General features: G+C 72.6%; 21 protein-coding genes. 8 read left to right on the forward strand and 13 right to left on the reverse strand.

Going from position 1 to position 25,794, the window contains the following annotated elements:
* Positions 1-4 precede the first annotated feature (4 nt).
* The 4 genes from iolD to iolC all read right to left on the reverse strand — a co-directional run bounded on the left by iolD (position 5) and on the right by iolC (position 4,878).
* On the reverse strand, positions 5-1,870 hold the full coding sequence (gene iolD, locus ACIPPS_RS23475; RefSeq protein WP_401435820.1) for a 3D-(3,5/4)-trihydroxycyclohexane-1,2-dione acylhydrolase (decyclizing): 1,866 nt from the start codon (positions 1,868-1,870) through the stop codon (positions 5-7).
* A 13-nt stretch (positions 1,871-1,883) separates the two neighbouring features.
* Complete coding sequence (iolB, locus tag ACIPPS_RS23480) at positions 1,884-2,702, reverse strand: 5-deoxy-glucuronate isomerase (protein ID WP_401435318.1); 819 nt, start codon at positions 2,700-2,702, stop codon at positions 1,884-1,886.
* Positions 2,699-3,589 (reverse strand): deoxyribose-phosphate aldolase, encoded by an 891-nt coding sequence (locus ACIPPS_RS23485; protein WP_401435321.1) that lies wholly within the window; start codon positions 3,587-3,589, stop codon positions 2,699-2,701. Before ACIPPS_RS23485 ends, iolB begins: the two co-directional genes overlap by 4 nt.
* 305 nt (positions 3,590-3,894) lie before the next feature.
* Positions 3,895-4,878, reverse strand: coding sequence for a 5-dehydro-2-deoxygluconokinase (gene iolC / locus ACIPPS_RS23490; protein ID WP_401435324.1), 984 nt, complete (start codon positions 4,876-4,878; stop codon positions 3,895-3,897).
* Positions 4,879-5,006: 128 nt separating this feature from the next.
* Here iolC and ACIPPS_RS23495 point away from each other — a divergent pair, with 128 nt between their 5' ends.
* Complete coding sequence (locus tag ACIPPS_RS23495; RefSeq protein WP_401435326.1) at positions 5,007-5,915, forward strand: sugar phosphate isomerase/epimerase family protein; 909 nt, start codon at positions 5,007-5,009, stop codon at positions 5,913-5,915.
* A 132-nt stretch (positions 5,916-6,047) separates the two neighbouring features.
* On the opposite strand, the gene ACIPPS_RS23500 is transcribed toward ACIPPS_RS23495, so the two are convergent.
* Positions 6,048-6,452, reverse strand: a complete 405-nt coding sequence (locus ACIPPS_RS23500) for a type II toxin-antitoxin system PemK/MazF family toxin (protein ID WP_401435328.1) — start codon at positions 6,450-6,452, stop codon at positions 6,048-6,050.
* A gap of 411 nt (positions 6,453-6,863) precedes the next feature.
* Here ACIPPS_RS23500 and ACIPPS_RS23505 point away from each other — a divergent pair, with 411 nt between their 5' ends.
* A complete protein-coding gene (locus ACIPPS_RS23505) occupies positions 6,864-7,061 on the forward strand; it encodes a helix-turn-helix transcriptional regulator (RefSeq protein ID WP_401435331.1) in 198 nt (65 codons plus the stop codon).
* Positions 7,062-7,128: 67 nt separating this feature from the next.
* On the opposite strand, the gene ACIPPS_RS23510 is transcribed toward ACIPPS_RS23505, so the two are convergent.
* Positions 7,129-9,441 (reverse strand): MMPL family transporter, encoded by a 2,313-nt coding sequence (locus tag ACIPPS_RS23510; protein WP_401435334.1) that lies wholly within the window; start codon positions 9,439-9,441, stop codon positions 7,129-7,131.
* Between the two features lie 162 nt (positions 9,442-9,603).
* On the opposite strand from ACIPPS_RS23510, the gene ACIPPS_RS23515 reads away from it, so the two are divergent.
* The gene (locus ACIPPS_RS23515) at positions 9,604-10,284 is read left to right on the forward strand and encodes a TetR/AcrR family transcriptional regulator (protein ID WP_401435336.1); all 681 of its coding nucleotides are present in this window, start codon (positions 9,604-9,606) and stop codon (positions 10,282-10,284) included.
* 66 nt (positions 10,285-10,350) lie between these two features.
* Here ACIPPS_RS23515 and ACIPPS_RS23520 read toward each other — a convergent pair whose 3' ends face one another.
* Positions 10,351-11,565, reverse strand: coding sequence for a cation:proton antiporter (locus ACIPPS_RS23520; protein WP_401435339.1), 1,215 nt, complete (start codon positions 11,563-11,565; stop codon positions 10,351-10,353).
* 157 nt (positions 11,566-11,722) lie between these two features.
* Between ACIPPS_RS23520 and ACIPPS_RS23525 the strand changes: the two genes are divergently transcribed.
* Both ACIPPS_RS23525 and ACIPPS_RS23530 read left to right on the forward strand, forming a co-directional pair.
* Entirely contained in the window at positions 11,723-11,956 is a 234-nt protein-coding gene (locus ACIPPS_RS23525) for a heavy-metal-associated domain-containing protein (RefSeq protein WP_401435342.1), read from the forward strand.
* Between the two features lie 190 nt (positions 11,957-12,146).
* Complete coding sequence (locus tag ACIPPS_RS23530) at positions 12,147-14,363, forward strand: heavy metal translocating P-type ATPase (RefSeq protein ID WP_401435345.1); 2,217 nt, start codon at positions 12,147-12,149, stop codon at positions 14,361-14,363.
* A 477-nt stretch (positions 14,364-14,840) separates the two neighbouring features.
* On the opposite strand, the gene ACIPPS_RS23535 is transcribed toward ACIPPS_RS23530, so the two are convergent.
* Both ACIPPS_RS23535 and ACIPPS_RS23540 read right to left on the reverse strand, forming a co-directional pair.
* Positions 14,841-16,130, reverse strand: coding sequence for a citrate synthase (locus ACIPPS_RS23535; protein WP_401435347.1), 1,290 nt, complete (start codon positions 16,128-16,130; stop codon positions 14,841-14,843).
* A gap of 179 nt (positions 16,131-16,309) precedes the next feature.
* Positions 16,310-18,535, reverse strand: coding sequence for an ATP-dependent RecD-like DNA helicase (locus tag ACIPPS_RS23540; RefSeq protein WP_401435349.1), 2,226 nt, complete (start codon positions 18,533-18,535; stop codon positions 16,310-16,312).
* A gap of 188 nt (positions 18,536-18,723) precedes the next feature.
* On the opposite strand from ACIPPS_RS23540, the gene ACIPPS_RS23545 reads away from it, so the two are divergent.
* Entirely contained in the window at positions 18,724-19,200 is a 477-nt protein-coding gene (locus tag ACIPPS_RS23545) for a DUF937 domain-containing protein (protein WP_401435352.1), read from the forward strand.
* An 83-nt stretch (positions 19,201-19,283) separates the two neighbouring features.
* On the opposite strand, the gene ACIPPS_RS23550 is transcribed toward ACIPPS_RS23545, so the two are convergent.
* The 3 genes from ACIPPS_RS23550 to ACIPPS_RS23560 are packed head-to-tail and all read right to left on the reverse strand — an operon-like array spanning position 19,284 to position 22,419.
* On the reverse strand, positions 19,284-20,108 hold the full coding sequence (locus ACIPPS_RS23550) for a sugar phosphate isomerase/epimerase family protein (RefSeq protein ID WP_401435354.1): 825 nt from the start codon (positions 20,106-20,108) through the stop codon (positions 19,284-19,286).
* Entirely contained in the window at positions 20,105-21,271 is a 1,167-nt protein-coding gene (locus ACIPPS_RS23555) for a dihydrodipicolinate synthase family protein (protein WP_401435357.1), read from the reverse strand. The genes ACIPPS_RS23550 and ACIPPS_RS23555 overlap by 4 nt, the downstream gene beginning before the upstream one ends.
* Positions 21,268-22,419, reverse strand: coding sequence for a Gfo/Idh/MocA family protein (locus tag ACIPPS_RS23560; protein WP_401435359.1), 1,152 nt, complete (start codon positions 22,417-22,419; stop codon positions 21,268-21,270). The genes ACIPPS_RS23555 and ACIPPS_RS23560 overlap by 4 nt, the downstream gene beginning before the upstream one ends.
* A gap of 146 nt (positions 22,420-22,565) precedes the next feature.
* Between ACIPPS_RS23560 and ACIPPS_RS23565 the strand changes: the two genes are divergently transcribed.
* Positions 22,566-23,612, forward strand: a complete 1,047-nt coding sequence (locus ACIPPS_RS23565) for a LacI family DNA-binding transcriptional regulator (protein WP_401435361.1) — start codon at positions 22,566-22,568, stop codon at positions 23,610-23,612.
* Between the two features lie 69 nt (positions 23,613-23,681).
* Here ACIPPS_RS23565 and ACIPPS_RS23570 read toward each other — a convergent pair whose 3' ends face one another.
* Positions 23,682-24,731 carry an EamA family transporter gene (locus ACIPPS_RS23570; RefSeq protein ID WP_401435363.1) on the reverse strand — a complete coding sequence of 350 codons (1,050 nt, stop codon included), beginning with the start codon at positions 24,729-24,731 and terminating at the stop codon, positions 23,682-23,684.
* A 99-nt stretch (positions 24,732-24,830) separates the two neighbouring features.
* On the opposite strand from ACIPPS_RS23570, the gene ACIPPS_RS23575 reads away from it, so the two are divergent.
* Positions 24,831-25,745 carry a LysR substrate-binding domain-containing protein gene (locus tag ACIPPS_RS23575; RefSeq protein ID WP_401435366.1) on the forward strand — a complete coding sequence of 305 codons (915 nt, stop codon included), beginning with the start codon at positions 24,831-24,833 and terminating at the stop codon, positions 25,743-25,745.
* The last annotated feature ends 49 nt before the right edge of the window (positions 25,746-25,794 follow it).

Raw genomic sequence — 25,794 nt, forward strand, 5'->3', positions numbered from 1 at the left:
TCCTTCAGAGATGGCGGCGTCGGGCGGTGACGTGCCGGTCGTACTCCTCCCGGGCCTTGATCGCAGACGGGCGGGTCGCGGTCTCGGCCACGGGCACATCCCACCATGCCTGCGCGGGGGGCGCGCCCGACACAGTGTCTGCCGTTTCGGTCTCCACATAGACACATGTGGGAACGGTCGCCGCCCGCGCGTCGGCGAGGGCTTCCCGCAGGTCACGTACGGTACGGGGGGTCAGCACCCGCATCCCGAGGGAGGCGGCGTTGGCCGCCAGGTCGACCGGGAGCGGCGCGCCGGTGAAGCCGCCGTCCCGGGCCCGGAAGCGGTACGCGGTGCCGAATCCCTCGCCTCCGACGGCCTGCGAGAGGCCCCCGATCGAGGCGTAGCCGTGGTTCTGCAGGATCACGACCTTGATGGGCAGCGCCAGCTGCACGGCCGTGACGATTTCGGTGGGATTCATGAGGTAGGTACCGTCGCCCACGAGCGCCCAGACCGGACGGTCGGGCGCGGCGAGCGCCACTCCGACGGCCGCCGGGATCTCGTAGCCCATGCACGAGTACCCGTATTCGACGTGGTACTGGTCCGAGGAGCGGGCCCGCCAGAGCTTGTGGAGGTCGCCGGGGAGCGAGCCGGCCGCGTTGATCAGGATGTCGGTGCCGTCGACCAGAGTGTCGAGTGCGCCCAGGACCTGCGGTTGGGTGGGCCGGGCGCCCTCGTCGGCGGGCGTGTACGCGGCGGTGACCCGCTGCTCCCAGCGTGTCCGCTCCTCGCGGTACGCCGCCGCGTAGGCCGGGGCGACCGTGTGGCCGTCCAGCTCGGCGTGGAGGAGTTCGAGGCCCTCGCGGGCGTCCCCGACCAGCGGCTCGGCGGCCAGCTTGTGGGCGTCGAAGGAGGCGACGTTGAGGTTGACGAAGCGGACGGCGGGGTGCGCGAAGAGCGTCGAGGACGCGGTGGTGAAGTCGGAGTAGCGGGTGCCGATCCCGAGGACGAGGTCGGCGGTGCGGGCGAGTCCGTTCGCGGTCGCGGTGCCGGTGTGGCCCAGCGCGCCGACGTCGGCCGGGTGGCCGTGCGGCAGGACGCCCTTGCCGGCCTGGGTGACGGCGACGGGGATGCCGGTGGCGGCGGCGAAGGCCCCCAGGGCGGTCTCGGCTGCGCTGTACCTGACCCCGCCGCCCGCGACGATCAGCGGGCGCTCGGCGGCCCTGACCGCCCGTACCGCCGCGTCGAGTTCGCCCTCGTCCGGCTGCTGCCTGCGCACCCGCCAGACCCGTTCGGCGAAGAACTCCTCGGGCCAGTCGCACGCCTCCGCCTGGACGTCCTGCGGCAGGGCGAGCGTGACGGCGCCGGTCCGGACGGGGTCGGTGAGGACCCGCACGGCGGCGAGCGCGGCCGGGATCAGCGCCTCGGGGCGGGTGATCCGGTCGAAGTACGCGGAGACCGGCCGCAGGCAGTCGTTGACCGACACATCGCCGGCGTAGGGGACTTCGAGCTGCTGGAGGACCGGGTCGGCGGGGCGGGTGGCGAAGGTGTCGCCGGGCAGGAGCAGGACCGGGAGGCGGTTGATCGTGGCGAGCGCGGCGCCGGTGACGAGGTTGGTGGCGCCTGGGCCGATGGAGGTGGTCACGGCGTGCGCGGAGAGCCGGTTCGACTGCCGGGCGTAGCCGACGGCGGCGTGCACCATGGCCTGTTCGTTACGGCCCTGGTGGTACGGCATGTCGTCGGCGTACTCGACCAGGGCCTGGCCGATCCCGGCGACGTTCCCGTGGCCGAAGATCCCCCAGGTCGAGGCGATCAGCCGGCGGCGCACGCCGTCGCGTTCGGTGTGCTGCGCGGCGAGGAACCGCACCAGCGCCTGCGCGACCGTCAGAGTCATGGTCACCTTGCCCTCACCTGTATCCCTCCGTGTGGTCCGGGTGGAAGCAGATCTTCCACTCCCGGTCGGGGCCTGGTCCTGCCATCACGTTCAGGTAGTACATGTCGTGCGCCGGCTGCGCGATCGACGGGCCGTGCCAGCCGTCGGGCACGAGGACGGCGTCGCCGGTGCGGACCTCGGCGAGGAGGTCGGCGCCGCCGGGCCGGGAGGGGGAGATCCGCTGGTAGCCGACTCCGCCGCCGGCGATCTCGTAGTAGTAGATCTCCTCCAGCTCGGACTCGACGCCGGGGCGGTGCTCGTCGTGCTTGTGCGGCGGGTAGGAGGACCAGTTCCCGCCGGGGGTGATCACCTCGACGGCGATCAGGCGGTCCGCCTCGAAGACGCCGGCGGCGGCGAAGTTCCGTACCTGCCGGGCCTGGTTGCCGCTGCCGCGGTCTTCGACGGGTACCTCCGGCGCGGGGCCGTAGCGGGCGGGGAGTCGTCGCTCGCACTTCGCTCCTGCCAAAGCGAAGCGGCCTCCCGCACCGGAGGCGATCTGGACCCGTGCGTCGCGGGGCACGTAGGCGAAGTCGGTCACTCCGCCGAACACGCTCTCGCGGCCCAGGAGTTGAAGCGTCTGGCCGTCGATGTGCACCGTACAGCCGCCGGCGAGCGGAAGGACGATCCACTCGCTGTCCCCGGTGTCCAGGAGGTGGGTGGCTCCCGGGCCGAGTTCGAGGACGCGCAGTGCGGAGTGCCCCCAGCCTGCCCGGTCGGGGTCGACGTGGAGCGTGTACGGCCCGTGGGAGGCGGTCCCGGCGGGCAGATGGAGCTCGTGGCGGTGATCGTTCACGTGTGCAGGGTCCTTCCTACCGTCTCGCGCAGCAGGCGCGCAGCGGTATCGACCGCTCCGGCCACATCGCCGTCCTCGGGGTAGAGCAGGCCGCGGCCGACGACCAGGCCCCGGACGGTGGGCAGCCGCAGCGCATGGCGCCATTTCTCGTACAGGACGTCCTGGGCGTCCGGCCCGGGGCCGGGGTCTCCGCCGAGGAGGACGGTGGGGAGGGTGGTGGCCTCCAGGACGCGGGCCATGTCCTCGGGGCGGTCGGTGACGGGGACCTTGAGCCAGGTGTAGGCGGAGGTGCCGCCGAGGCCGGAGGCGATGGTGAGGGAGGTGATGACGGCCTCGGCGGAGAGGTCGTTGCGGAGCCGGCCGTCGTGGTCGCGGTGGCAGAGGAAGGGTTCGACGAAGACGGGCAGGCGCAGGGCGGCCATCTCGTCGACGGCGCGGGCGGCGGCGTGCAGGGTGGTGAGCGAACCGGGGTCGTCCGGGTCGATCCGCAGCAGGAGCTTGCCCGCGTCGAAGCCGAGCCGGGCGAGGTCCTGGGGGCGGTGGCCGGTGAACCGGTCGTCCAGCTCGAAGGCGGCGCCGGCGAGACCGCCGCGGTTCATCGAGCCGACGGCGAGGCGGTCGTCGAGGGCGCCGAGCAGGAGGAGGTCGTCGAGGATGTCGGCGGAGGCGAGGACGCCGTCGACACCGGGCCGGGAGAGCGCGAGCCGGAGCCGGCCCAGCAGGTCGGCGCGGTCGGCCATCGCGTACGGCCGCCCGCCGACGCCGAGCGCGCCCCGGGCGGGGTGGTCGGCGGCGACGATCAGCAGCCGATCCCGCTCCTCGAAGAGCCCCCGCGTCCGCCGTCGCGCGGCAGCCTCGGCCACCGCCTCCGGCCGCCGCGCCCGCACCCCGACGAGCCACTCGACGTCGACGGGGTCGGGGGCGCCTTGGAGGACGGGGGCGGGGGCGAGGACGGGGGCTGGGGCTGGGGCTGGGGCTGAGGCTGAGGCTGGGGCTGGGGCTGGGGCTGGGGCTGAGGAGCCTTCGGGGACTGGGGCTGGGGAGCCATCGAGGACGGGGGCGGGGGCGGGATCGGGAGCTGCGGAGCCTTCGAGGGCGGGGGCCGGGGCGGGATCGGGAGCTGCGGAGCCTTCGAGGGCGGGGGCCGGGGCCGGGGCTGGGGCTGGAGTGTCCGACGGGCCGGGGTCGTGGGTCATGGGGTGCGCTCCGGGAGTGTGCCGGTGCCGGTGGTGAGGGCCAGGTCGATCTCGTCGGCGTACGGCATCGCCGGGGAGCAGGCGAGCCGGCCGGCCACGATGGCGCCCGCCGCGTTGGCCCGGCGCAGGGTGCGGTCCAGGTCCCCGCCGGCAAGCAGCCCGTCGCAGAGCGCCCCGCCGAACGCGTCGCCCGCGCCGAGGCCGTTGACCACCTCGACCGGCAGCGGGGCGACCTCCGCGCTCTCCCCGTCGGCGGTCATGGCGAGGACGCCCTTGGGGCCCTGCTTGACGACAGCGAGCCGCACCCCCGCGGCGAGCAGCGCGCGAGCCGCCGCGTACGGCTCGCGCTCGCCCGTCGCGACCTCGCACTCCTCCAGGTTCCCGACGGCGACCGTGGCCGTGCGCAGGGCCTCCCGGTAGAGCGGGCCCGCCTCGGCCGGGTCGGGCCAGAGCGCCGGACGCCAGTCCAGGTCGAGGACGGTGAGATCGGCACCGTCCCGCTCCCGCAGCGCGCCCAGCGTCGCCGCCCTGCTCGGCTCGACGCTCAGGCCGGTGCCCGTGACCCAGAACGCGCGCGCCGCGCGGATCGCCGCGAGGTCCAGCTCCTCCGGGCGGATCTCCAGGTCCGGGGCCTTGGGTCGGCGGTAGAAGTGGATCGGGAAGTCGTCGGGCGGGAAGATCTCGCAGAACGTGACCGGTGTCGGGTACGCCGCCACCGGCGTCACCCACCGGTCGTCGACGCCGAAGCCGCGCAGTTCCTCGTGCAGGTAATCCCCGAACGGGTCCGCCCCGGTCCTGCTCACCAGCGCCGTCCGCCGGCCGAGCCGGGCCGCCGCGACGGCCACGTTCGCGGGCGAGCCCCCGAGGTACTTCCCGAACGTCTCCACCCGGGCGAGCGGGACGCCGACCTGGAGCGGATAGAGGTCCACCCCGAGGCGTCCCACCGTGATCAGCTCGTACGGCTCCGGCTCCGCATCCACGCGCGCCACCTCTCACCTCGGCCCCGCACCCAGGTCTAGCCGTCCGCCCCGAACCCTGTCAACGCTATGTCCTTACATTCGGACGAGTGCCTTGACGCGTCGTTCCGGGCACGGTCAAGGTGGCTCACATGACGAAGCCGTCGCCGCTGTCCCGTATCCGTATCGGCTCCGCCCCGGACTCCTGGGGCGTCTGGTTCCCCGACGATCCCCGGCAGGTCCCCTGGCAGCGCTTCCTCGACGAGGTCGCGGACGCCGGGTACGCGTGGATCGAACTCGGCCCGTACGGCTATCTGCCCACCGATCCCGCGGTCCTGGCCGAGGAGACGGGCCGCCGGGGCCTGCGGGTCTCGGCGGGCACGGTCTTCACCGGGCTGCACCACGGGCCGGCCGTCTGGGAGAAGACCTGGGCCCACGTGGCCGACAACGCGGCGCTCGCACAGGCGATGGGCGCCGAGCATCTGGTCGTCATCCCGTCCTTCTGGCGGGACGACAAGACGGGCGAGGTCCTGGAGGACCGCACGCTCACACCCGAACAGTGGCGTGATCTGACCGGTCTGACCGAGCGTCTGGGCCGCGAGGTCCGGGATCGCTTCGGGCTGAGGATCGTCGTCCACCCGCACGCGGACACCCATGTGGACACCGAGGAGAACGTGACCCGGTTCCTGGACGCCACCGATCCGGAGCTGGTCTCCCTCTGCCTGGACACCGGGCACTACACCTACTGCGGCGGCGACAGCGTGAAGCTGATCGAGACGTACGGCGAGCGGATCGGCTACCTCCACCTCAAGCAGGTCGACCCGGAGGTCCTCGCCGGGGTCGTCGCCGACGAGGTGCCGTTCGGCCCGGCGGTGGCCCGGGGCGTCATGTGCGAGCCGCCCTCGGGTGTGCCCGCCCTGGAGCCGGTCCTGGCGGCGGCCCAGGCGCTCGACGTGGAGCTCTTCGCCATCGTCGAGCAGGACATGTACCCGTGCGAGCCCGACCGGCCGTATCCGATCGCGGTCCGCACCCGCCGCTTCCTGCGCTCCTGCGGCGCCTAGTACTCCAGCCGCGGTTCGTGATCTCGACCGTGGGGGCTCCGAGGAGGCAGCCGGCAGCGTCGATCATCTGGACGAGGCCGACCACGCCGTCGCGGGCGACCGGTTCTTCTCCGCCTACCCGACTCCACCGAGCTACCCGAGTCCACCGAGACGGAGGGCGTTCCTCATCTCGCTGAGCTTCGCGGTCGTCGCCGGGGTCCACTCCTCCGTCTGCTCAGCGAGACGGAGGGCGTTCTCCATCTCTCCGAGTTTCGCGGAGGACAGAACGCCCGCTCGCTCGATCAGGTCGTCCCGGGACACGGTGGTCAGCCACGTGCAAGGGGTAAAGCCCGGACGTGGCAACGCGAACCGCAGCACGCCTTCAAAGGGCAGCCCTTCCACGGCGCCTACCGCCACTTCGACGCCCAGACCGGTGATGTCGACGCCCGCCGGAGCGACGACCTGCATCACCCGGATCCCGGACGCGTCGTCTCCCGACAGCAGCACGACCGGCCGCCGCTCGTCGAACTCCATCCACCAGACTTCGCCACGTCGCACATGTCCTCCTGACACAGGAACGGCGGGCGGACGCTGCGCGAACCCGACGCGCTGGGGAGACGGGCGCGGCCACCCCCTGATCATCGGCGTGCGAAGACAGACGATCACGCGCTGGCCGCAGGTCACAGCGTAGACCTGCCCGCTGGCAGGAGGCGTTCGAGGGCCTGATGAGCCGGATCGTGGGACGGCTCACGCGGGGACCGTGCGCCACTTACGTCACATCCGTCCCGCTGTCGTCACACATATCTCCATTACGCGGCCTTTACGTCACAGCCGTTCGACAGCCGCTCTCCTCCCGTTGGAAGAGGTCGTTGCAGGGGGCACAGGCTCAGTGATCGCCAGCGCCCGTCCCGCAGCTCCCCCGAACGGCACCCCCGCCGCCGCTGCGTGGCGGACAGGGAGGTACCACGCATGACGGACCGAAGGCTCTGGTCGTACAAGGACATCGCCGCGCACATCAGGGTGCAGCCGGACACCGTCCGCTCCTACCGGAAGCACGGCCTCCTGCCGCCGCCCGACCATGTCGAGTCGGGCAAGCCCTACTGGTACGCGGACACGATCCGTCGCTGGGTGGCCAACCGCCCCGGCAACCGGAGCCGCCGGGACTGAGCCGTACCGCCCCGCGCAGGCCCCGGCGCCGGCCGACGCGGGGCCTGCGGGCCGTTCCCTACGGCGGTCAGCCCCCGACGGCCTCCTTGTCCCGCGCGGCCTCCTCGTCCCGCTCGGCCGCCTCGGTCGCCTTGGCTGCCTCGGCCGACGCGGGCTTCGACGCGGTGCCGCCCTCGCTTATCCCGAACCGGTCGTGGAAGCGGCGCAACGGGCCCGGTGCCCACCAGGTCAGACGGCCGGTCAGCTTCATCACGGCGGGCACCAGCAGGCTGCGGACCACCATCGCGTCCATCAGCACGGCCAGCGCGACCCCGAGCCCCAGCATCTTGGTGTTGGTCACCCGGGAGGTGCCGATGGCCACCATGACGACGGCGAGGATGACGGCGGCGGCGGTGATGAGGCCACCGGTGTGCCGCAGGCCGAAGCGGACCGCGTGGTCGTGGTCGCCCGTCGCGTCGTACTCCTCCTTGATCCGGGAGAGCAGGAACACGCCATAGTCCATGGAGAGTCCGAAGGCGACGCAGAACATGAGCACCGGCAGGTTCGTCTCTATGTCACCGGTCGGGGTGAAGCCGAGCAGCCCCGAGAGGTGGCCGTCCTGGAAGACCCAGACGACCGCGCCGAACATCGCCGTCAGGCTGAGGGCGTTGAGGACGACGGCCTGGACCGGGATCACCACACTGCCGGTCAGCAGGAAGACCAGGAGCAGGGTGACGACGACGATGATCGCCAGCGCCCAGGGCAGCCGGTCGCCTATGGCGTCCTTGGAGTCGACCAGGACGGCGGCCGCGCCGGTCACCGAGGTGTCGAACGGGGCGTCCGTGGCGCGCAGTTCGCCCACCACCCGCTGGGCGGTCTCCCCGACGCCCTCCCCCTCCGGCACCACGGTGAAGTACGCGTGGCCTCCGGCGTCCGCCCCGGAGGCGCCCGCCCCGGAGGTCACCGGCCCGTCCACCCGGACCACCCCGTCGAGACCTTGGATCCGCTCGCGGTAGCCGCTGAGCGCCTCCGGGCCGGCCGCGCCCTCGGCGAGGACGGTGAGTCCGCCGCCGGGGCCGCCGGGGAAGCCGGCGCGCAGCTCGTCCTGGACCATCCGGGACTCGGCGGTGGCGGGCAGCTGGCGGTCGTCGACCGTGCCGAAGTTCACGCCGAGGAAGGGCAGCCCCAGGAGGACCAGACCGGTCGCCGTGGCCACGGCGAAGACCGGCGCCCGACGCATCACGAGCCCCGCCGCCCGGCCCCAACCGGCCCCGGCGTCGGAGGCCTCGGGCGCGGGTCCCTCGGGCGCACCGGCCTCCGCCCTGCGACGGCCGCGGCGGAACAACCGGCGCAGGTCGAGCGCGTTGACCCGGTCCCCGAGCAGCATCAGCGCGGCGGGCAGCAGGATCAGCGCGGCCGCCGCCGCGAGGAGCACGACCGCGATGCCCGCGTAGGCGAAGGAGCGCAGGAAGTACTGCGGGAAGACCAGCATCGCGGCGAGCGAGACGGCCACGGTCAGCGCCGAGAAGAGCACGGTCCGCCCGGCGGTGCGCAGGGTCGTGCCGATCGCGGTCCGGCTGTCGGCTCCGCCGGCGAGCTCCTCGCGGAAGCGGCGGACCACGAACAGGGCGTAGTCGATGGCGAGTCCGAGCCCGAGGGCGGTGGTGAGGTTCTGGGCGAAGACCGAGACGTCGGTGAACTCCGTGATGCCGCGCAGCACCGCGTTCGTCCCCAGGATGGCCACGATGCCAATTCCCAGTGGGAGCAGCGCGGCGATCGCGCTGCCGAAGACCATGACGAGCAGGACGAGCGTCACCGGCAGGGCGATGAGCTCGGCGCGCAGCAGGTCCTCCTGGATCACCGTCTCCATCTCGTGCTGGACGGCCAGCGGCCCGCCGACCGAGACCTCGACCGGCCCGTGCGCCCCCCGGTACACAGGGGCGATCCGCTCCAGGATCTCGCCGGCCGCCTTCTCGTCGCCCTCGATCCGGGCGGCGATCACGGCCTGCCGGCCGTCCTCGGAGCGCAGGGCCGGGGCGCCGGTCCCCCAGTACGAGCCGACGCCGCTCACGCCCGGCTCGGCTTCCAGCCGCTCCGTGAGCCTTCGGGCCTCGGCGGCCACGGCGGGATCGTCGACCGCGCCCTTCCGGGCGTCCACGAGCAGGAGCACGTTCGGCTGGGAGGCGGGGAACTCCCGCTCCAGGGCCCGCGTCGCGTACGTGGATTCGGCGGCCGGGTCCTCCCAGCCGCCGCTGCCCATCCGATCGGCGACGCCGCCGCCCGCGAGGACGGCGAGCGCGGTGATCACGAGCGCGACCAGCAGCGTCAGGCGCGGCCTGACGGTCACGAACCGGGTCCACCCCCCGCCCCGGGCGGGCCCTGACTTCTTGACTTCGGCCATGACGCGGTGTCCCCTTCACCTGACCCATGCGCTCGCTTCCCGGCAGGCCGCATGGGTCGACCCTTGCCATAAACTGGCAAACACGAGCGACCACTCGCGTTCCCCAAGAATGCGAGCGACCTCTCGTGTTTGTCAATCGCGTCGAGGAGGCTGTGGACAGCCATGTCCGAGGAACCGAAGCCGCGCCGCCGCCAGGCCCGCGGCGAGCGCCGGATCGCGCAGCTGCTCCAGGCCGCCACGAGCGTCTTCTGCACCTCCGGGTACACCGCGGCCAGCACCAACGCGATCGCCCGCGAGGCGCACGTCTCGCCGGGCACGCTCTACCAGTACTTCCCGAACAAGGAGGCCATCGCCATCGAGCTCGGCGACCGCCTCCTGCACGAGATGCGCGAGGCGCACGGCCAGGCGTTCTCGGCGGAGAACCTCGCGCTGCCGCTGCCCGAGCTGCTGGACGCCGTCGTCGACCCGATGATCGAGTTCAACTGCCAGAACCCGGTCTTCCTCGCCCTCATGCACGGCTCCGACATCCCCGGCCGGATCGCCGAGGAGCACGACGCCCTGCACGCCTCCCTGCTGGCCCGCATCAGCGATCTGTTGGGGCTCTACCTCCCGGAGCTGCCCCGGACCCAGCGCACCCTCATCGCCGACATGACCTTCGCCGTCTTCAAGGGCGGCCTCGCCCTGGTGCTCGCCGCGCCCGAGGGGCCGGAGCGGGACGCCACCTCCGCCGAGTTGAAGCAGGTCCTCTTCCGCTACCTCGACCCGATCATCGGCTCGGCACTCGACGACCGCGAAGCCACCCCCGCCGCCACGGCCGCGACTACGACCAGACCCGCGCCCTGAGCGCCACCGCCCACCCCGCACCCGCACACCCCGCGCCGGCCCCGCGCCGGCCCCGCACCGGCCCGATCACCACGACTCCGAGCCGCCGACCGTCTCCTTCGGCAGCCGCTTCTCCCCCGCCCCCGCGCGGATCTTCAGCGCGACCAGCGGGAAGACGAGGACCGAGACCATCGCGGCCCCCACCAGCGCCGCCGCCTCGCCCGCCGACAGGGCCTTGTCGTCCACGCCGATGGTGGTGATCGCGACGACGAGCGGCAGGGCCGTGGACTCGTAGAGCACCAGCGCGCCGCGTTCCCCGCGCGTCAGGTCGCCGGGGGCCAGGAACCAGACCGGGCCGCCGCGCAGCACCAGGAAGAGCAGCAGGAAGAGCGGCAGCAGGAGCAGCGTCCGGCCGCCGTCGAGCAGCGAGTCCAGGTCGAACTCGATGCCGGTGACGACGAAGAAGACCGGCACCAGGAAGCCGAAGCCGACCGCCTCGACCTTCTCCAGGATCGCCGGGCCCGCCTCCGGCGCGGCGCCGGTCAGGACGAGCCGGGTGATCATTCCGGCGGCGAACGCGCCGAGCAGCACGTCGAGTCCGAGGGCCTGCGAGGCGCCCAGCATCACCGCGAGCACCAGGAAGACGAAGCGGACCGCGAACTGACCGCTGGTGTGCAGGGTCTTGGCGATGACCGTGGAGAACCACGGCGGCCTCGGCCGCAGCGCCCAGAACACCGCCCCGGCCGTCAGGGCCGCGAAGACGGCGAGCAGCGCGGTGGACTCGGCCGCGCCACGGCCGCTCAGGAGCAGCGCCATCGCGATGATCGGCCCGAACTCGCCCACCGCGCCGAAGGCCATCACCACCGAGCCGAACCGGCCGTGCAGTTCGCCCGCGTCGCGCAGCACCGGCAGGACGGTGCCGAGCGCGGTACTGGTGAGCGCCACACCGATGAAGACGCCGTTGTGGAAGCCGTCGCCCAGCAGCACCCCGGTTCCGAGGCCGAGCGCCAGGGTGATCACCCACGCCCCCACCGAGCGCTTGAGGGTGTCACCACGCACCTTGCCGAACTCGATCTCGTACCCGGCGAGGAAGATCAGCATGGCGAGCCCGAGTTCGGAGAGTCCGTCGATCAGGGCGCCCGGGTGCGCCCAGCCGAGGATGTCGGGGCCGATGAGGATGCCGAGCAGGATCTCGAAGATGACGAGGGGTACGGGCAGACGGCGCCCCACCCCGTAGGCGAGCAGCGGCGCCAGGACGGCGATCGCCATGATCAGGATCAGCGTGGTCCCCGAATGCGACATATCGGGTATTTAACACAGGGTCCACCCCGGCCACCGCGCCCCCCGCGCGGCACGATCGGCCCGCGACTGGAATTCATACCCCCTAGGGGTATAATCTGTGTTTCAGTACCAGCCTGTACCAGCACGTACCAGCACGCCCCTCGAAGAGGAGACCGTCATGACCGCCGAGACGACGACCGAACTCACCACCGTGTACCAGGTCAAGGGAATGACCTGCGGGCACTGCGAGGGCGCGGTCTCCAGCGAGATCTCCGAGATCGCCGGGGTCTCCTCCGTCAAGGCCGTGGCCTCCACCGGCCAGGTCACCGTGGTCTCCGCGACCGCCCTCGACGAGGAGGCCGTCCGCGCCGCCGTCGACGAGGCCGGATACGAGCTCGTCGGCCAGGCCTGACCGAAGCCCGGAGCCCCGGCCACCCCGACCAGGCCTGACCGAAGCCCGAAGCCCCGGCCACCCCGCCAAGCCCGACCGAAGCCCCGAGGTCACCGGCCGCGTCCCAGCGCGTCCCCGGGCGGACTCCCGCCCCGCCCCCGCAGGGCCGTACCGTTGCGCGGTACGGCCCTGCTCCCCTTTGGAACCGCCCATGACTCCGAGTCCCGCGCCCGCCGCCCAGACGACCGAGCTCGTCATCGGCGGGATGACCTGCGCCTCCTGCGCCGCCCGCGTCGAGAAGAAGCTCAACCGGATGGAAGGCGTCACGGCGACCGTCAACTACGCGACGGAGAAGGCACGGATCGAGCACCCGCCCGAGACGGCGGTCACCGATCTGATCGCGACGGTCGTCAGGACCGGCTACACCGCCGAGGAGCCCGCGCCGCCGGACCCCGGACCGTCGGACACCCATGACGAGACGGACCCCGAACTCGGCGCGCTGCGCCGCCGGCTGACCGTCTCGGCGGTGCTCTCCGCGCCGGTCGTCCTGCTCGCCATGGTCCCGGCCCTCCAGTTCGACAACTGGCAGTGGCTCTCCCTGACCCTCGCCTCCCCGGTCGTCGTCTGGGGCGGACTGCCGTTCCACCTCGCCGCGTGGACCAACCTGCGGCACGGCGCGGCGACCATGGACACCCTCGTCTCCGTCGGCACGCTGGCCGCCTTCGGCTGGTCGCTGTGGGCGCTGTTCCTCGGCGACGCGGGCATGCCGGGCATGCGCCACGGCTTCGACCTCACCGCCGGCCGCACCGACGGCGCCTCCGCCCTCTACCTGGAGGTCGCGGCCGGCGTCACCACCTTCCTCCTCCTCGGCCGCTATCTGGAGGCACGCGCCAAACGCAGGGCCGGCTCCGCGCTGCGCGCCCTGATGGAGCTCGGCGCCAAGGACGTGGCGGTGCTGCGGGAAGGTACGGAGGTACGGATCCCGGTGGGCGACCTGCGGACCGGCGAGCACTTCGTGGTCCGCCCCGGCGAGAAGGTCGCCACCGACGGGACGGTCGTCGAGGGCGCATCGGCCGTGGACGCCTCCCTGCTCACCGGCGAGTCCGTGCCCGCCGACGTGGCGGCCGGCGACCCGGTCACCGGCGGCTGTCTCAACACCTCCGGGCGGCTGGTCGTCGAGGCGACGCGGGTCGGCGCGGACACCCAGCTGGCCCGGATGGCCCAGCTGGTCGAGGACGCGCAGAACGGCAAGGCCGAGGTGCAGCGGCTCGCCGACCGGATCTCCGCCGTCTTCGTCCCCGTGGTCCTCTACATCGCACTGGGCACCCTGCTGACCTGGCTGTTCGTGGTCGAGGACACGACCGGCGCGTTCACCGCCGCCGTCGCCGTACTGATCATCGCCTGCCCCTGCGCCCTGGGCCTCGCGACCCCGACCGCGCTCATGGTGGGCACCGGTCGCGGCGCGCAGCTCGGCATCCTGATCAAGGGTCCGGAGGTCCTGGAGTCCACCCGCCGCGTCGACACCGTCGTCCTCGACAAGACCGGCACGGTCACGACCGGCCGGATGCGGCTGACGAAGGTGTCCGCGTACGAGGGGGTGGACGAGGCCGAGTTGCTGCGGCTCGCGGGCGCCCTGGAGCACGCCTCCGAGCACCCGGTGGCCCGGGCGGTCGCGGCGGGCGCCGCGGAGAAGCTGGGCGAGCTGCCCGTACCGACGTCCTTCGAGAACGTGCCCGGCCTCGGCGTGCGCGGCACGGTCGACGGCCGCGCCGTCCTGGTGGGCCGCCCGGCCCTGCTGGCGGCCGGGGGCGTCGAGCTGCCGGAGGTCCCGGAGCCGGGGGCGGTGCAGGTCGCCTGGGACGGGCGGGCGCGCGGGTCCCTGACCGTCGCCGACGCCGTCAAGGAGACGAGCGCGGAGGCGGTGACGCGGCTGCGGGCCCTCGGCCTGACGCCGGTCCTGCTGACCGGGGACGGGCGGGCGGTGGCCGAGACGGTGGCGGCGGAGGTCGGCATCGACGCGGGCCGGGTCTTCGCCGAGGTCCTGCCCGAGGAGAAGGTGGAGGTCGTCCGTCGGCTCCAGGCCGAGGGCCGGACGGTCGCCATGGTCGGGGACGGCGTGAACGACGCCGCCGCGCTCGCCACCGCCGACCTGGGCCTGGCCATGGGCACCGGCACGGACGCGGCGATCGAGGCGAGCGATCTGACGCTGGTCCGCGGCGACCTCCGGGTGGCCGCGGACGCCATCCGGCTCGCCCGCCGGACCCTGGCGACGATCAAGGGAAATCTGGGATGGGCCTTCGGCTACAACGTGGCGACGCTTCCGCTGGCCGCGTGCGGTCTCCTGAACCCGATGATCGCCGGACTGGCCATGGCATTTTCGTCCGTATTTGTCGTGACAAACAGCTTGCGACTTCGACGCTTCACGTGAATTGACCTACACGTGACGCACAGGACCTTCACAAAGAGACCTAGATCACAGATATTTGGGGGTAACCATTCGGGCCGTTCGCGAGTCTAAGTGGGCGATGCCAAGAACGTCTTGGGGGACGTTCATGGGATGTCTTGGGGGACGTCTCAGGCAAGCGTTGGCCGGGGCACGTGCACCGGGGAGCTTTGAGCGGCCCTCCCGTACGTACGTACCCCGGCAGACCGCGCAGACCCGCGTAGCTTCTGCTGAACCCGGCAGACGCCCGGCCCGGATCCCGTGGGGGGAATCCGCACCGGGGATATGGGAAGCGCCCCGCTCGTCGACCCGTGGGGGGATCGGCGGCGGGGCGCTTTTCGTTGCGCGCAAGGCTCCAGTTCCGAACCAGCCTCGGCTCAGCTCCGAACGAGCCTCGCTTCAGCTTCGGAACGAGCCTCGGCTCAGTTTTCGAACCAGCCTCGGCTCAGTCCCGAACGAGCCTCAGCGGCCCTCGACCGGGACGAAGTCGCGCAGGACCTCGCCGGTGTAGATCTGGCGCGGGCGGCCGATGCGGGAACCCGGCTCCTTGATCATCTCGTGCCACTGGGCGATCCAGCCCGGCAGGCGGCCGAGCGCGAAGAGGACGGTGAACATCTCCGTCGGGAAGCCCATCGCGCGGTAGATGAGGCCCGTGTAGAAGTCCACGTTCGGGTAGAGGTTGCGCGAGACGAAGTAGTCGTCGGAGAGCGCGTGCTCCTCCAGCTTGAGCGCGATGTCCAGCAGCTCGTCGGACTTGCCGAGCGCGGAGAGGACGTCGTGCGCCGCCGCCTTGATGATCTTGGCGCGCGGGTCGAAGGACTTGTACACCCGGTGGCCGAAGCCCATCAGGCGGACGCCGTCCTCCTTGTTCTTCACCTTGTTGATGAAGGAGTCGACATCGCCGCCGTTGGCCTGGATGCCCTCCAGCATCTCCAGGACCGACTGGTTGGCGCCACCGTGCAGCGGGCCCCAGAGGGCGGAGATGCCGGCGGAGATCGACGCGAACATGTTCGCCTGGCTCGAACCGACCAGACGGACGGTGGAGGTCGAACAGTTCTGCTCGTGGTCCGCGTGCAGGATCAGCAGCTTGTCGAGCGCGGAGACGACGACCGGGTCGAGCTCGTACTCCTGCGCCGGCACCGAGAAGGTCATCCGCAGGAAGTTCTCGACGTAGCCGAGGTCGTTGCGCGGGTAGACGAAGGGGTGGCCGATCGACTTCTTGTAGGCGTACGCCGCGATCGTCGGCAGCTTGGCGAGCAGCCGGATCGTGGAGAGGTGCCGCTGCTTCTCGTCGAAGGGGTTGTGGCTGTCCTGGTAGAAGGTGGACAGCGCGGAGACCACCGAGGAGAGCATCGCCATCGGGTGGGCGTCCCGGGGGAAGCCGTCGAAGAAGCGCTTGACGTCCTCGTGCAGCAGCGTGTGCTGGGTGACCTCGTTCTTGAAGGCCGCGAGCTCGTCGACCTTGGGAAGCTCACCGTTGATCAGCAGGTACGCCACCTCCAGGAAGGTGGAGCGCTCCGCCAGCTGCTCGATGGGGTAGCCGCGGTACCGCAGAATGCCCTGTTCGCCGTCCAGGTAGGTGATCGCGGATTTATAGGCGGCGGTGTTGCCGTATCCGCTGTCCAGGGTGACCAGACCGGTCTGGGCTCGGAGCTTCCCGATGTCGAAGCCCTTGTCACCGACGGTGCTGTCGACCACCGGGTAGGTGTATTCACCGTCCGCGTACCGCAGTACTACAGAGTTGTCGCTCACGTCATCCCTCACCGACGTAGTGCCTCTTCTTCGAGGTGCCCTGACTGTCTCTACCATCCCCCATTTGGCTCAGGAGAGTGCACTCGGGGTCGACCATTGGGCCAATTGGCGGCACTCAGTGCCGCCAACCTGCTCATCTTGCCCCCTTCGCCCCGTTCGGGGAAGTCCGGGGTGGTCTTTCACACGGGTGCCGAGAGCCGGTGGGCCAGGGCGGTGAAGCGTCTGCCTGCGGAAACCGTACGGACGGCCTGGGCGATCGCCTTGCGGGAGCCGACCAGGACCACGAGCTTCTTCGCCCGGGTGACCGCCGTGTAGAGCAGGTTCCGCTGGAGCATCATCCAGGCGCTGGTGGTGACGGGGATCACCACCGCCGGGTACTCGCTGCCCTGCGAGCGGTGGATCGTGACGGCGTAGGCGTGGGCCAGCTCGTCCAGCTCGTCGAAGTCGTACGGCACCTCCTCGTCCTCGTCGGTCCGTACGGTCAGGCGCTGTTCGACGGCGTCGAGGGAGGTCACGACGCCCACGGTGCCGTTGAAGACGCCGTTGGCGCCCTTGTCGTAGTTGTTGCGGATCTGGGTGACCTTGTCGCCGACGCGGAAGACCCGGCCGCCGAAGCGCTTCTCGGGGAGGTCGGGGCGGGCGGGCGTGATCGCCTGCTGGAGCAGTCCGTTGAGCGCGCCCGCGCCCGCCGGGCCCCGGTGCATGGGGGCCAGGACCTGCACGTCCGTGCGCGGGTCGAGGCCGAACTTGGCGGGAATGCGTCGGGCGGCGACCTCGACGGCGACCCGGGCCGCGTCCTCGGTCTCGTCCTCGGCGAAGAGGAAGAAGTCCGGCAGGCCGGTGGTGAGCGGCGGCTGACCGGCGTTGATCCGGTGGGCGTTGGTGACGACACCCGACTGCTGGGCCTGGCGGAAGATCCGGGTCAGCCGGACGGCCGGGACGGGGCTGCCCGGGGTGAGCAGATCGCCGAGCACCTCCCCCGCGCCGACCGAGGGCAGCTGGTCCACGTCCCCCACGAGGAGGAGGTGGGCACCGGGTGCCACGGCCTTGAGGAGCTTGTTGGCGAGGAGCAGGTCGAGCATGGACGCCTCGTCCACGACGACCAGGTCGGCGTCGAGCGGGCGGTCCCGGTCGTAGGCCGCGTCGCCGCCCGGCTTCAGCTCCAGGAGCCGGTGGACGGTCGACGCCTCGGTGCCGGTCAGCTCGGCGAGGCGCTTGGCGGCCCGGCCGGTGGGCGCGGCGAGGACGACCTTGGCCCGCTTGGCCCGGGCCAGCTCCACGATGGAGCGGACCGTGAACGACTTGCCGCACCCCGGGCCGCCGGTGAGCACGGCGACCTTACGGGTCAGGGCGAGACGCACCGCCTGCTCCTGCTCGGGCGCGAGCGAGGCCCCGGTGCGGTCGGCGAGCCAGGCGAGCGCCTTGTCCCAGGCGACGTCCCGGAAGGCCGGCATCCGGTCCTCGGGGGTCCGCAGCAGCCGCCCGACCTGCCCGGCGAGGGACAGCTCGGCACGGTGGAACGGCACCAGGTACACGGCCGTGACCGGCTCCCCCTCGGGCCCGGGCACCGACTCCCGTACGACCCCCTCGGGGTCCGTCGCCAGCTCGGCGAGGCACTCGATGACGAGGCCGGTGTCGACCTGGAGGAGCTTCACCGCGTCGCGGATCAGCTGCTCCTCGGGCAGGAAGCAGTGGCCCTGGTCGGTGGACTGCGACAGGGCGTACTGCAACCCGGCCCTGACCCGGTCCGGACTGTCGTGCGGGATGCCGACGGCCTGGGCGATCCGGTCGGCGGTGAGGAAGCCGATGCCCCAGACGTCGGCGGCGAGCCGGTAGGGCTGGTTGCGGACGACGGAGATCGAGGCGTCCGCGTACTTCTTGTAGATGCGCACGGCGATGGAGGTGGAGACGCCGACGCCCTGGAGGAAGACCATCACCTCCTTGATGGCCTTCTGCTCCTCCCAGGCGGCCGTGATGTTCCTGGTCCGCTTCGGGCCGAGGCCCGGGACCTCGATCAGCCGCGCGGGGGCCGCTTCGAGGATGTCGAGGGTGTCCAGGCCGAAGTGCGAGGTGATGCGGTCGGCGAAGACCGGGCCGATGCCCTTGACGAGCCCGGAGCCGAGGTACCGGCGGATGCCCTGGATGGTGGCGGGCAGCACCGTCGTGTAGTTCTCGACCGTGAACTGGCGGCCGTACTGCGGATGGGAGCCCCAACGCCCCTCCATCCGCAGGGACTCGCCCGGCTGGGCGCCGAGCAGCGCCCCGACGACCGTGAGGAGATCGCCGCCACCGCGGCCGGTGTCGACACGGGCGACCGTGTACCCGCTCTCCTCGTTGGCGTACGTGACCCGCTCCAGCACCCCTTCGACCACGGCCTGACCGTGACCCCGACCCTCGTTGGACATGCCCCGAAGGTAGCGAAGGGTTCGGACATCCGGGGGCCGGAGTGTGCGGAGCCTGTGGACAGGTACGTCTCACCGGCGCCACGGTGGCCGGACGGCGGTGGCCGCCGGCCGCACCCCGCCCGGGAGCCCGCACCCGACGGGCCCTTCCCGGCGTGCCGGAGGAAGCCGGGAACCGTAGCGTTTCCGGCATGAGTGACGATTCCCTTCAGAAGGACGTACTGCGGGAGCTGGGCGACGACCGGCTCCAGGAGGTCGCCGCGCTGCTCGGGACCGATCCGGCCGAGGCGCAGCAGGTCGTCGGCAGCTCGGTGTCCGCGCTCTCCGGTGAGCTGCGGCAGGCGGCGTCCGAGCCGGCCAGCGCGGACGAGGTGCGGCAGGCCGTCGAGGAGACGACCTCGGACGAGCCGCCGCTCCAGGGCGTGGCGAGCTTCGGCGGTCTCGCGAGCGGCGGCCTCATGGCGGGGGTGCTCGCGAAGCTGTCGAGGCCGGCGGCCAACGCCGTGGCGAAGAAGACCGGGATCCCGGCGGCGACGGCCCAGCGCACCATCGAGATGCTCATCCCCGTGGTCCTGGCCGTGATCACCAAGCGCGCGGCGGGCAAGAAGGCGGGGACGGGCGCGGGCGGCCTGGGCGACATCCTCGGCGGCGGCGACCGGCAGAAGTAGCGGGCGCCGCCTCCCCGACCCGCCCGCTACCCGACCCCGACCCGCCCGCGACCCGACCCCGACCCGCCGCGACCCGCGCGCGGTCAGCCCACCTCGCGTACGAAGGCGGTCGTCGTCTCCTCCAGGACCTCGGCGCCGTCCCTGGCCCACAGGTCGTCGTTGAAGAGTTCCACCTCGATCGGGCCCGTGTAGCCCGCCGCCTCGACGAGCGTGCGCCAGGCGCGCAGGTCGATCGCGCCGGTGCCCAGCGGGCCCCGGCCGTTGAGGACGCCCGCCGGCAAGGGGGTCGTCCAGTCGGCCAGTTGGAAGGCGTGGATGCGGCCCGCCGCGCCCGCGCGGGCGACCGCCGCCGGGGCCCGGTCGTCCCACCAGACGTGGTACGTGTCGACGACCACGCCCACCTGCTCCGCGGGGAAGCGCTCGGCGAGGGCGAGGGCCTGGTCCAGGGTGGAGACCGCGCAGCGGTCCGCCGCGTACATCGGGTGGAGCGGCTCGATCGCGAGGCGCACGCCCCGCTCCCCCGCGTACGGGGCCAGTGCGGCGATCGCCTCGCCGATACGGGCGCGGGCGGCCGTCAGGTCGCGGCTGCCCGGGGCCAGGCCGCCGGAGACCAGGACCAGGGTGTCGGTGCCCAGGGCCTCCGCCTCGTCGATCGCCGCGCGGTTGTCGTCCAGGACGTCCGCGAGGGACTCCGTCGCCGTGAAGAAGCCGCCCCGGCAGAGCGAGGTGACCCGCAGGCCCGCGTCGCGGACGAGCTTCGCCGTCGCCTCCAGGCCGTACTCCGCGACCGGTTCGCGCCACAGGCCCACGCCGGGGACGCCGAGCCGTACGCAGTTCTCCACCAGCTCGGGCAGGGTCAGCTGCTTCACCGTCATCTGGTTGACGCTGAAGCGGGAGAGGGGGTTCATCGCGCGACTCCGTACACCGAGAGGAGGGACCTCATCCGCGACTCCGCGCGTTCCGGATCGGGGAACAGGCCGAGACCGTCCGCCAGTTCGTACGCCCGCGCCAGGTGCGGCAGCGAGCGGGCCGACTGCAGGCCGCCGACCATCGTGAAGTGGTCCTGGTGGCCGGCGAGCCAGGCCAGGAAGACCACGCCCGTCTTGTAGAACCGGGTCGGGGCCTCGAAGAGGTGCCGGGACAGCTCCACGGTCGGGTCGAGCAGCTCCCGGAAGCCCTTCACGTCCCCCGTGTCCAGGACGCGTACCGCCTCCGCCGCCAACGGCCCCAGCGGGTCGAAGATGCCGAGCAGCGCGTGGCTGAATCCCCGTTCGTCGCCCGCGATCAGCTCGGGGTAGTGGAAGTCGTCGCCCGTGTAGCAGCGGACGCCCTCGGGGAGCCGGCGGCGCAGCTCGACCTCGCGCCCGGCGTCCAGGAGGGAGACCTTGATGCCGTCGACCTTGTCCGGGTGGGCCGCGATGACCTCCAGGAAGGTCTCGGTCGCCGTGTCGAGGTCGGCCGACCCCCAGTACCCGTCGAGCGCCGGGTCGAACATCGGGCCGAGCCAGTGCAGGATCACCGGTTCGCTCGTCTGACGCAGGAGCCAGCCGTACGTGTCGAGGTAGTCGTCGGCCCCCTCGGCCACCGCCGCGAGCGCCCGCGAGGCCATCAGGACGGGCTGACCGCCCGCCTCCTCGACCAGGGCCAGCTGCTCCTCGTACGCCGCGCGGACCGTCGCCAGGTCGGCTGCCGCGCCCGTCAGTTGGTCCGTGCCCACGCCGCAGGCGACGGCGCCGCCGACCGCCTTCGCCTCCGCCGCCGAGCGGCGGATCAGCTCCGCCGCGCCCGCCCAGTCCAGGCCCATCCCGCGCTGTGCGGTGTCCATGGCCTCCGCCACGCCCAGACCGTGCGACCAGAGATGGCGACGGAAGGCGAGGGTGGCGTCCCAGTCGACGGCGGCCGGCCCGTCGGGGGTGGTGTCGGCGTACGGGTCCGCGACGACATGGGCGGCGGAGAAGACCGTACGGGAGGTCAACGCGGCGTCCCCGGGGGCGCCCGCGTCGACCGGGGGGCGGGCCGGGCGCGGGTGGTACTCCCGTATCGCGCCGGACGCGTCGGGAAGGCGGATCACAGGGTCACCTCCGGGACCTCCAGGCGCCGGCCCTCGGCCGACGACCGCAGTCCCAGCTCGGCGAGCTGCACCCCGCGCGCGCCCGCCAGCAGGTCCCACCGGTAGGGCTCGTCGCGGACCACGTGGCGCAGGAACAGCTCCCACTGCGCCTTGAAGCCGTTGTCGAAGACGGCGTTGTCCGGGACCTCCTGCCACTGCTCGCGGAAAGGGTCGGTGGCCGGGATGTCGGGGTTCCAGACCGGCTTCGGCGTGGCCGAGCGGTGCTGGACGCGGCAGTCGCGGAGCCCGGCGACGGCCGAGCCGTGCGTGCCGTCGACCTGGAACTCCACCAGCTCGTCGCGGTTGACCCGGACCGCCCAGGAGGAGTTGATCTGGGCGACCGCCCCGCCCTCCAGCTGGAAGATGCCGTACGCGGCGTCGTCGGCGGTCGCGGCGTACGGCTTGCCGTGCTCGTCCCAGCGCTCCGGGACGTGCGTGGCGACGTGCGCGGTGACGCTCGTGACCCGGCCGAAGAGCTCGTGCAGGACGTACTCCCAGTGCGGGAACATGTCCACGACGATCCCCCCGCCGTCCTCGGCGCGGTAGTTCCAGCTGGGGCGCTGGGCGTCCTGCCAGTCGCCCTCGAAGACCCAGTAGCCGAACTCGCCGCGCACGGAGAGGATCCGGCCGAAGAAGCCGCCGTCGATCAGGCGCTTCAGCTTGAGCAGACCCGGCAGGAAGATCTTGTCCTGGACGACGCCGTGCTTGACGCCCTCGGCCTCGGCCAGCCGGGCCAGCTCCAGGGCGCCCGCCAGGTCGGCGGCGGTCGGCTTCTCGGTGTAGATGTGCTTGCCCGCCGCGACGGCCTTGCGGATCGCCTCCACGCGCGCGGAGGTGACCTGGGCGTCGAAGTAGATCTCCACGCTCTCGTCCGCGAGGACGGCGTCGAGGTCGGTGGACCACTCGGTGAGGCCGTGACGCTCCGCGAGCGCCCGCAGGGCGGGCTCGCGGCGGCCGACGAGGACGGGCTCGGGCCAGAGGGTCTCACCGTCGCCGAGGTCGAGGCCGCCCTGGTCGCGCAGGGCGAGGATCGAGCGGACGAGGTGCTGGCGGTAGCCCATGCGTCCGGTGACGCCGTTCATGGCGATACGGACTGTCCTGCGTGTCACGAAGGTGCCTCCATCACGTGCGTAACCTCAAACAGAAAGCGCTTTCTACGAACAGAGACGCTAGCCTGCCGACAACACACCGGACAAGGGGTCCGCCGGACTCTCCTCGGCGCTCCCCGACGCCCGACTCTCCCCGGAGGTACGCGATGACCGTCACGCTGTCGGATGTGGCCGCGCGTGCCCAGGTCTCCCCCGCCACCGTCTCCCGCGTCCTGAACGGCAACTACCCGGTCGCCGCCTCCACCAGGGAGCGGGTGCTGCGGGCGGTGGACGAGCTGGACTACGTCCTGAACGGGCCCGCGAGCTCGCTCGCCGCCGCCACGTCGGACCTGGTCGGCGTCCTGGTCAACGACATCGCCGACCCCTTCTTCGGGATCATGGCGAGCGCGGCGCAGAACGCGATCGGCGAGGGCGCGCAGGGCCGGGCGGGTGGCCGGAAACTGGCCGTCGTCTGCAACACGGGGGGCTCCCCGGAGCGCGAACTCACCTACCTCACACTGCTCCAGCGCCAGCGCGCCGCGGCCGTCATCCTGACCGGCGGGTCCCTGGAGGACCCGGACCACATGGTGGCGGTGTCGGCGAAGCTCGCGAAGCTGACGGACGCGGGGACCCGGATCGTGCTGTGCGGCAGGCCGCCGGTGGCGGGGGACGCGGGCGTGGCGGCGCTGACCTTCGACAACCGGGCGGGGGCGCGGCGGCTCACCGAGCACCTGCTCTCGCTCGGACACCGGCGGATCGGTTACGTGGCGGGGCCGGCGGACCGGACGACGACCCGGCACCGTCTGGAGGGCCACCGGGACGCGCTGGCGGCGGCCGGGCTGCCGGAGGGGCCGACGGTGCACGGTCCGTACGACCGGCGCTCCGGCTACGACGCGACGCTCGAAGTCCTGCGCAGGGAGCCGGGGCTGACGGCGGTCCTGGCGGCCAACGACACGGTCGCGCTGGGCGCGTGCGCGGCGCTGCGGGACCAGGGGCTGCGGATCCCCGAGGACGTCTCGGTGGCGGGCTTCGACGACCTGCCGTTCTCGATCGACGCGGCCCCGGCCCTGACGACCGTGCGTCTGCCGCTCCACGAGGCGGGCGCCCGGGCGGGCCGCCTCGCGGTGGGCACGGAAGAGCCCCCGCCGGGCGGCGTGACGACGATCCCGGCGGAGCTGCTGGTACGGGCGTCCACGGCGCCGCCCCGGGGATAGGCCGGGCGTAGGCCGGGGGCTGCGGAAGCCGACGCCGTACGGCCCCCGGGCAGACCGCGACGGGCCGGGCTACGGCCGTACGGGCGTGCCCGGATCGGCCGGGACGACCGGATCGGCCGGGACGACCGCGACCGCTGTGACGGCCGTGACAGCCACCGGCTCCGCCCCCGTCGGCCTCCCGTCACCCCCGCCGCCCCCGCGTCCCCCCGCCGTCGCCCCGCCGCCCCCGCGCCCGCCGCGCCCGCCGCGCCCACCCCCGCGCCCCGCCAGGGACGTCAGGGCCACGCCACCGACGAGCAGGGTCGCCGCGCACCAGCGCAGGGCGCTGATGTCCTCGCCGAGGAAGAGCGCCGCCGACGACATCCCGAAGACCGGGACCAGGAGCGAGAACGGGGCCACCGAGGAGGCCGGGTGGCGGCGCAGGAGCCAGCCCCAGGCGCCGAAGCCGAAGATGGTCGTGATCCACGCGACGTAGACGATGACGCCCGCCCCGGTCCAGTCGAGACCGCGCAGCGCCGCGAGGTCCCGCTCCGGGCCTTCGAGGAGGAGGGAGAGGCCGAGCAGCGGCAGGACGGGCACGGTGCTGACCCACACCATGAAGTTGAGGGCGTCGGGCGGGGACGCCTTGCGGGTCAGGACGTTGGAGACGCCCCAGCAGGCCGCCGCCGCCACGCAGAGCGCGAAGCCCACCAGCGCGCCCCGGGCGCCCCCGCCGCCCTCGTCGGCGGCCGCGACGCCGATGCCCGCGAGCGCGACCGCCATGCCCGCGATCTTCACCCTGCCGGGCCGTTCGCCGAGTGCGACGAAGGCGAACAGGGCCGTGAAGACGGCCTGGATCTGGAGGATCAGGGAGGAGAGCCCGGCCGGGGCGCCGAGGTCCATGCCCGTGAACAACAGCCCGAACTTGGCCACGCCCAGGACCAGTCCGACGCCGACGATCCACTTCCAGGCGACCATCGGGCGGCCGACCAGGAAGACGGCGGGGAGCGCGGCGGCGAGGAAGCGCAGGGCGTTGAAGAGCAGCGGCGGGAAGTGGTCGAGACCGATCTCGATGACGACGAAGTTGACTCCCCAGACGGCGGCGACGAGTGCGGCCAGGGCGATGTGTGCGGGGCGCATGGAGAGAGCGTCACGCACCACCACCGTGTAGCACCAGCGCGGATTCCTTCATGGTTGGATGAAGCAGCGCTTCATCCAACCGCCCGAGGAGTCCCGCCCATGCTCGATCTCGGCCGTCTGCGCGCCCTGCACGCCGTCTCCGTCCACGGCTCGGTCGGCGCCGCGGCCACCGCCCTCGGGTACACCCCCTCGGCCGTCTCCCAGCAGATCGCCAAGCTGGAGCGGGAGACCCGGACGACCCTGCTCGAACGCCGGGGCCGGGGCGTCCGCCTCACCGACGAGGCGTATCAACTGGCCGCCACGGCGGAGCAGTTGCTGTCCCTCGTCGAGGAGGCGGAGGTGCGGCTCGAAGAGCGGCGCGGGGTGCCCGCAGGACGTCTGTCGATCGGTTGCTTCGCGAGCGCCGCACGCGGTCTGATGCCCCGCGTCCTGGCCGATCTCGCGGTCCGGCACCCCGAGCTCGACGCCCGCCTCTCGGAGGTCGACCCGCACGTCTCCATCGAGCTCGTCGCGCGCGGGGTGATCGACCTCGCCGTCGCCCACGACTGGGACATCTCGCCGATGCCGTCCCCGCCCGGACTCGAACAGGCCGCGATCGGCGACGACCTGTGCGACGTCCTCGTCCCGTTCGGCCATCCGCTGGCGGCGCGGGCGTCGGTACGGCGGGAGGAGCTGGCGGACCAGCGGTGGATCACCCAGCCGCCGGGGTCGGTCTGCCACGACTGGCTGATGCAGACCCTGCGGTCCACGGGCTACGAGCCGCACGTCGTCCACCAGGCGGAGGAGAACCACACCCAGGTCGCCCTGGTCGCGGCCGGCCTCGGGATCGCGATGGTGCCGCGCCTCGGGCGCGGGGCGCTGCCGCCCGAGGTGACCCCGGTCCGCCTCGACCCGGTGCCGACGCGGCGGCTGCACGCCCTGTGGCGTACGGGGGCGGCGCGCCGTCCCGCGATCACCGAGACCGTCCGCACACTCCAGGAGCTCTGGCCCCGGGTGGCGTCGGCGACGACCTGAACGACCGATTCCTGCTCAGGTCCTTGACCTGGCAGTTACTTTCGGGCTA

Origin of the sequence: Streptomyces sp. NPDC090127 (assembly GCF_044746945.1) — a bacterium.
Classification (GTDB): Bacteria; Actinomycetota; Actinomycetes; order Streptomycetales; family Streptomycetaceae; genus Streptomyces.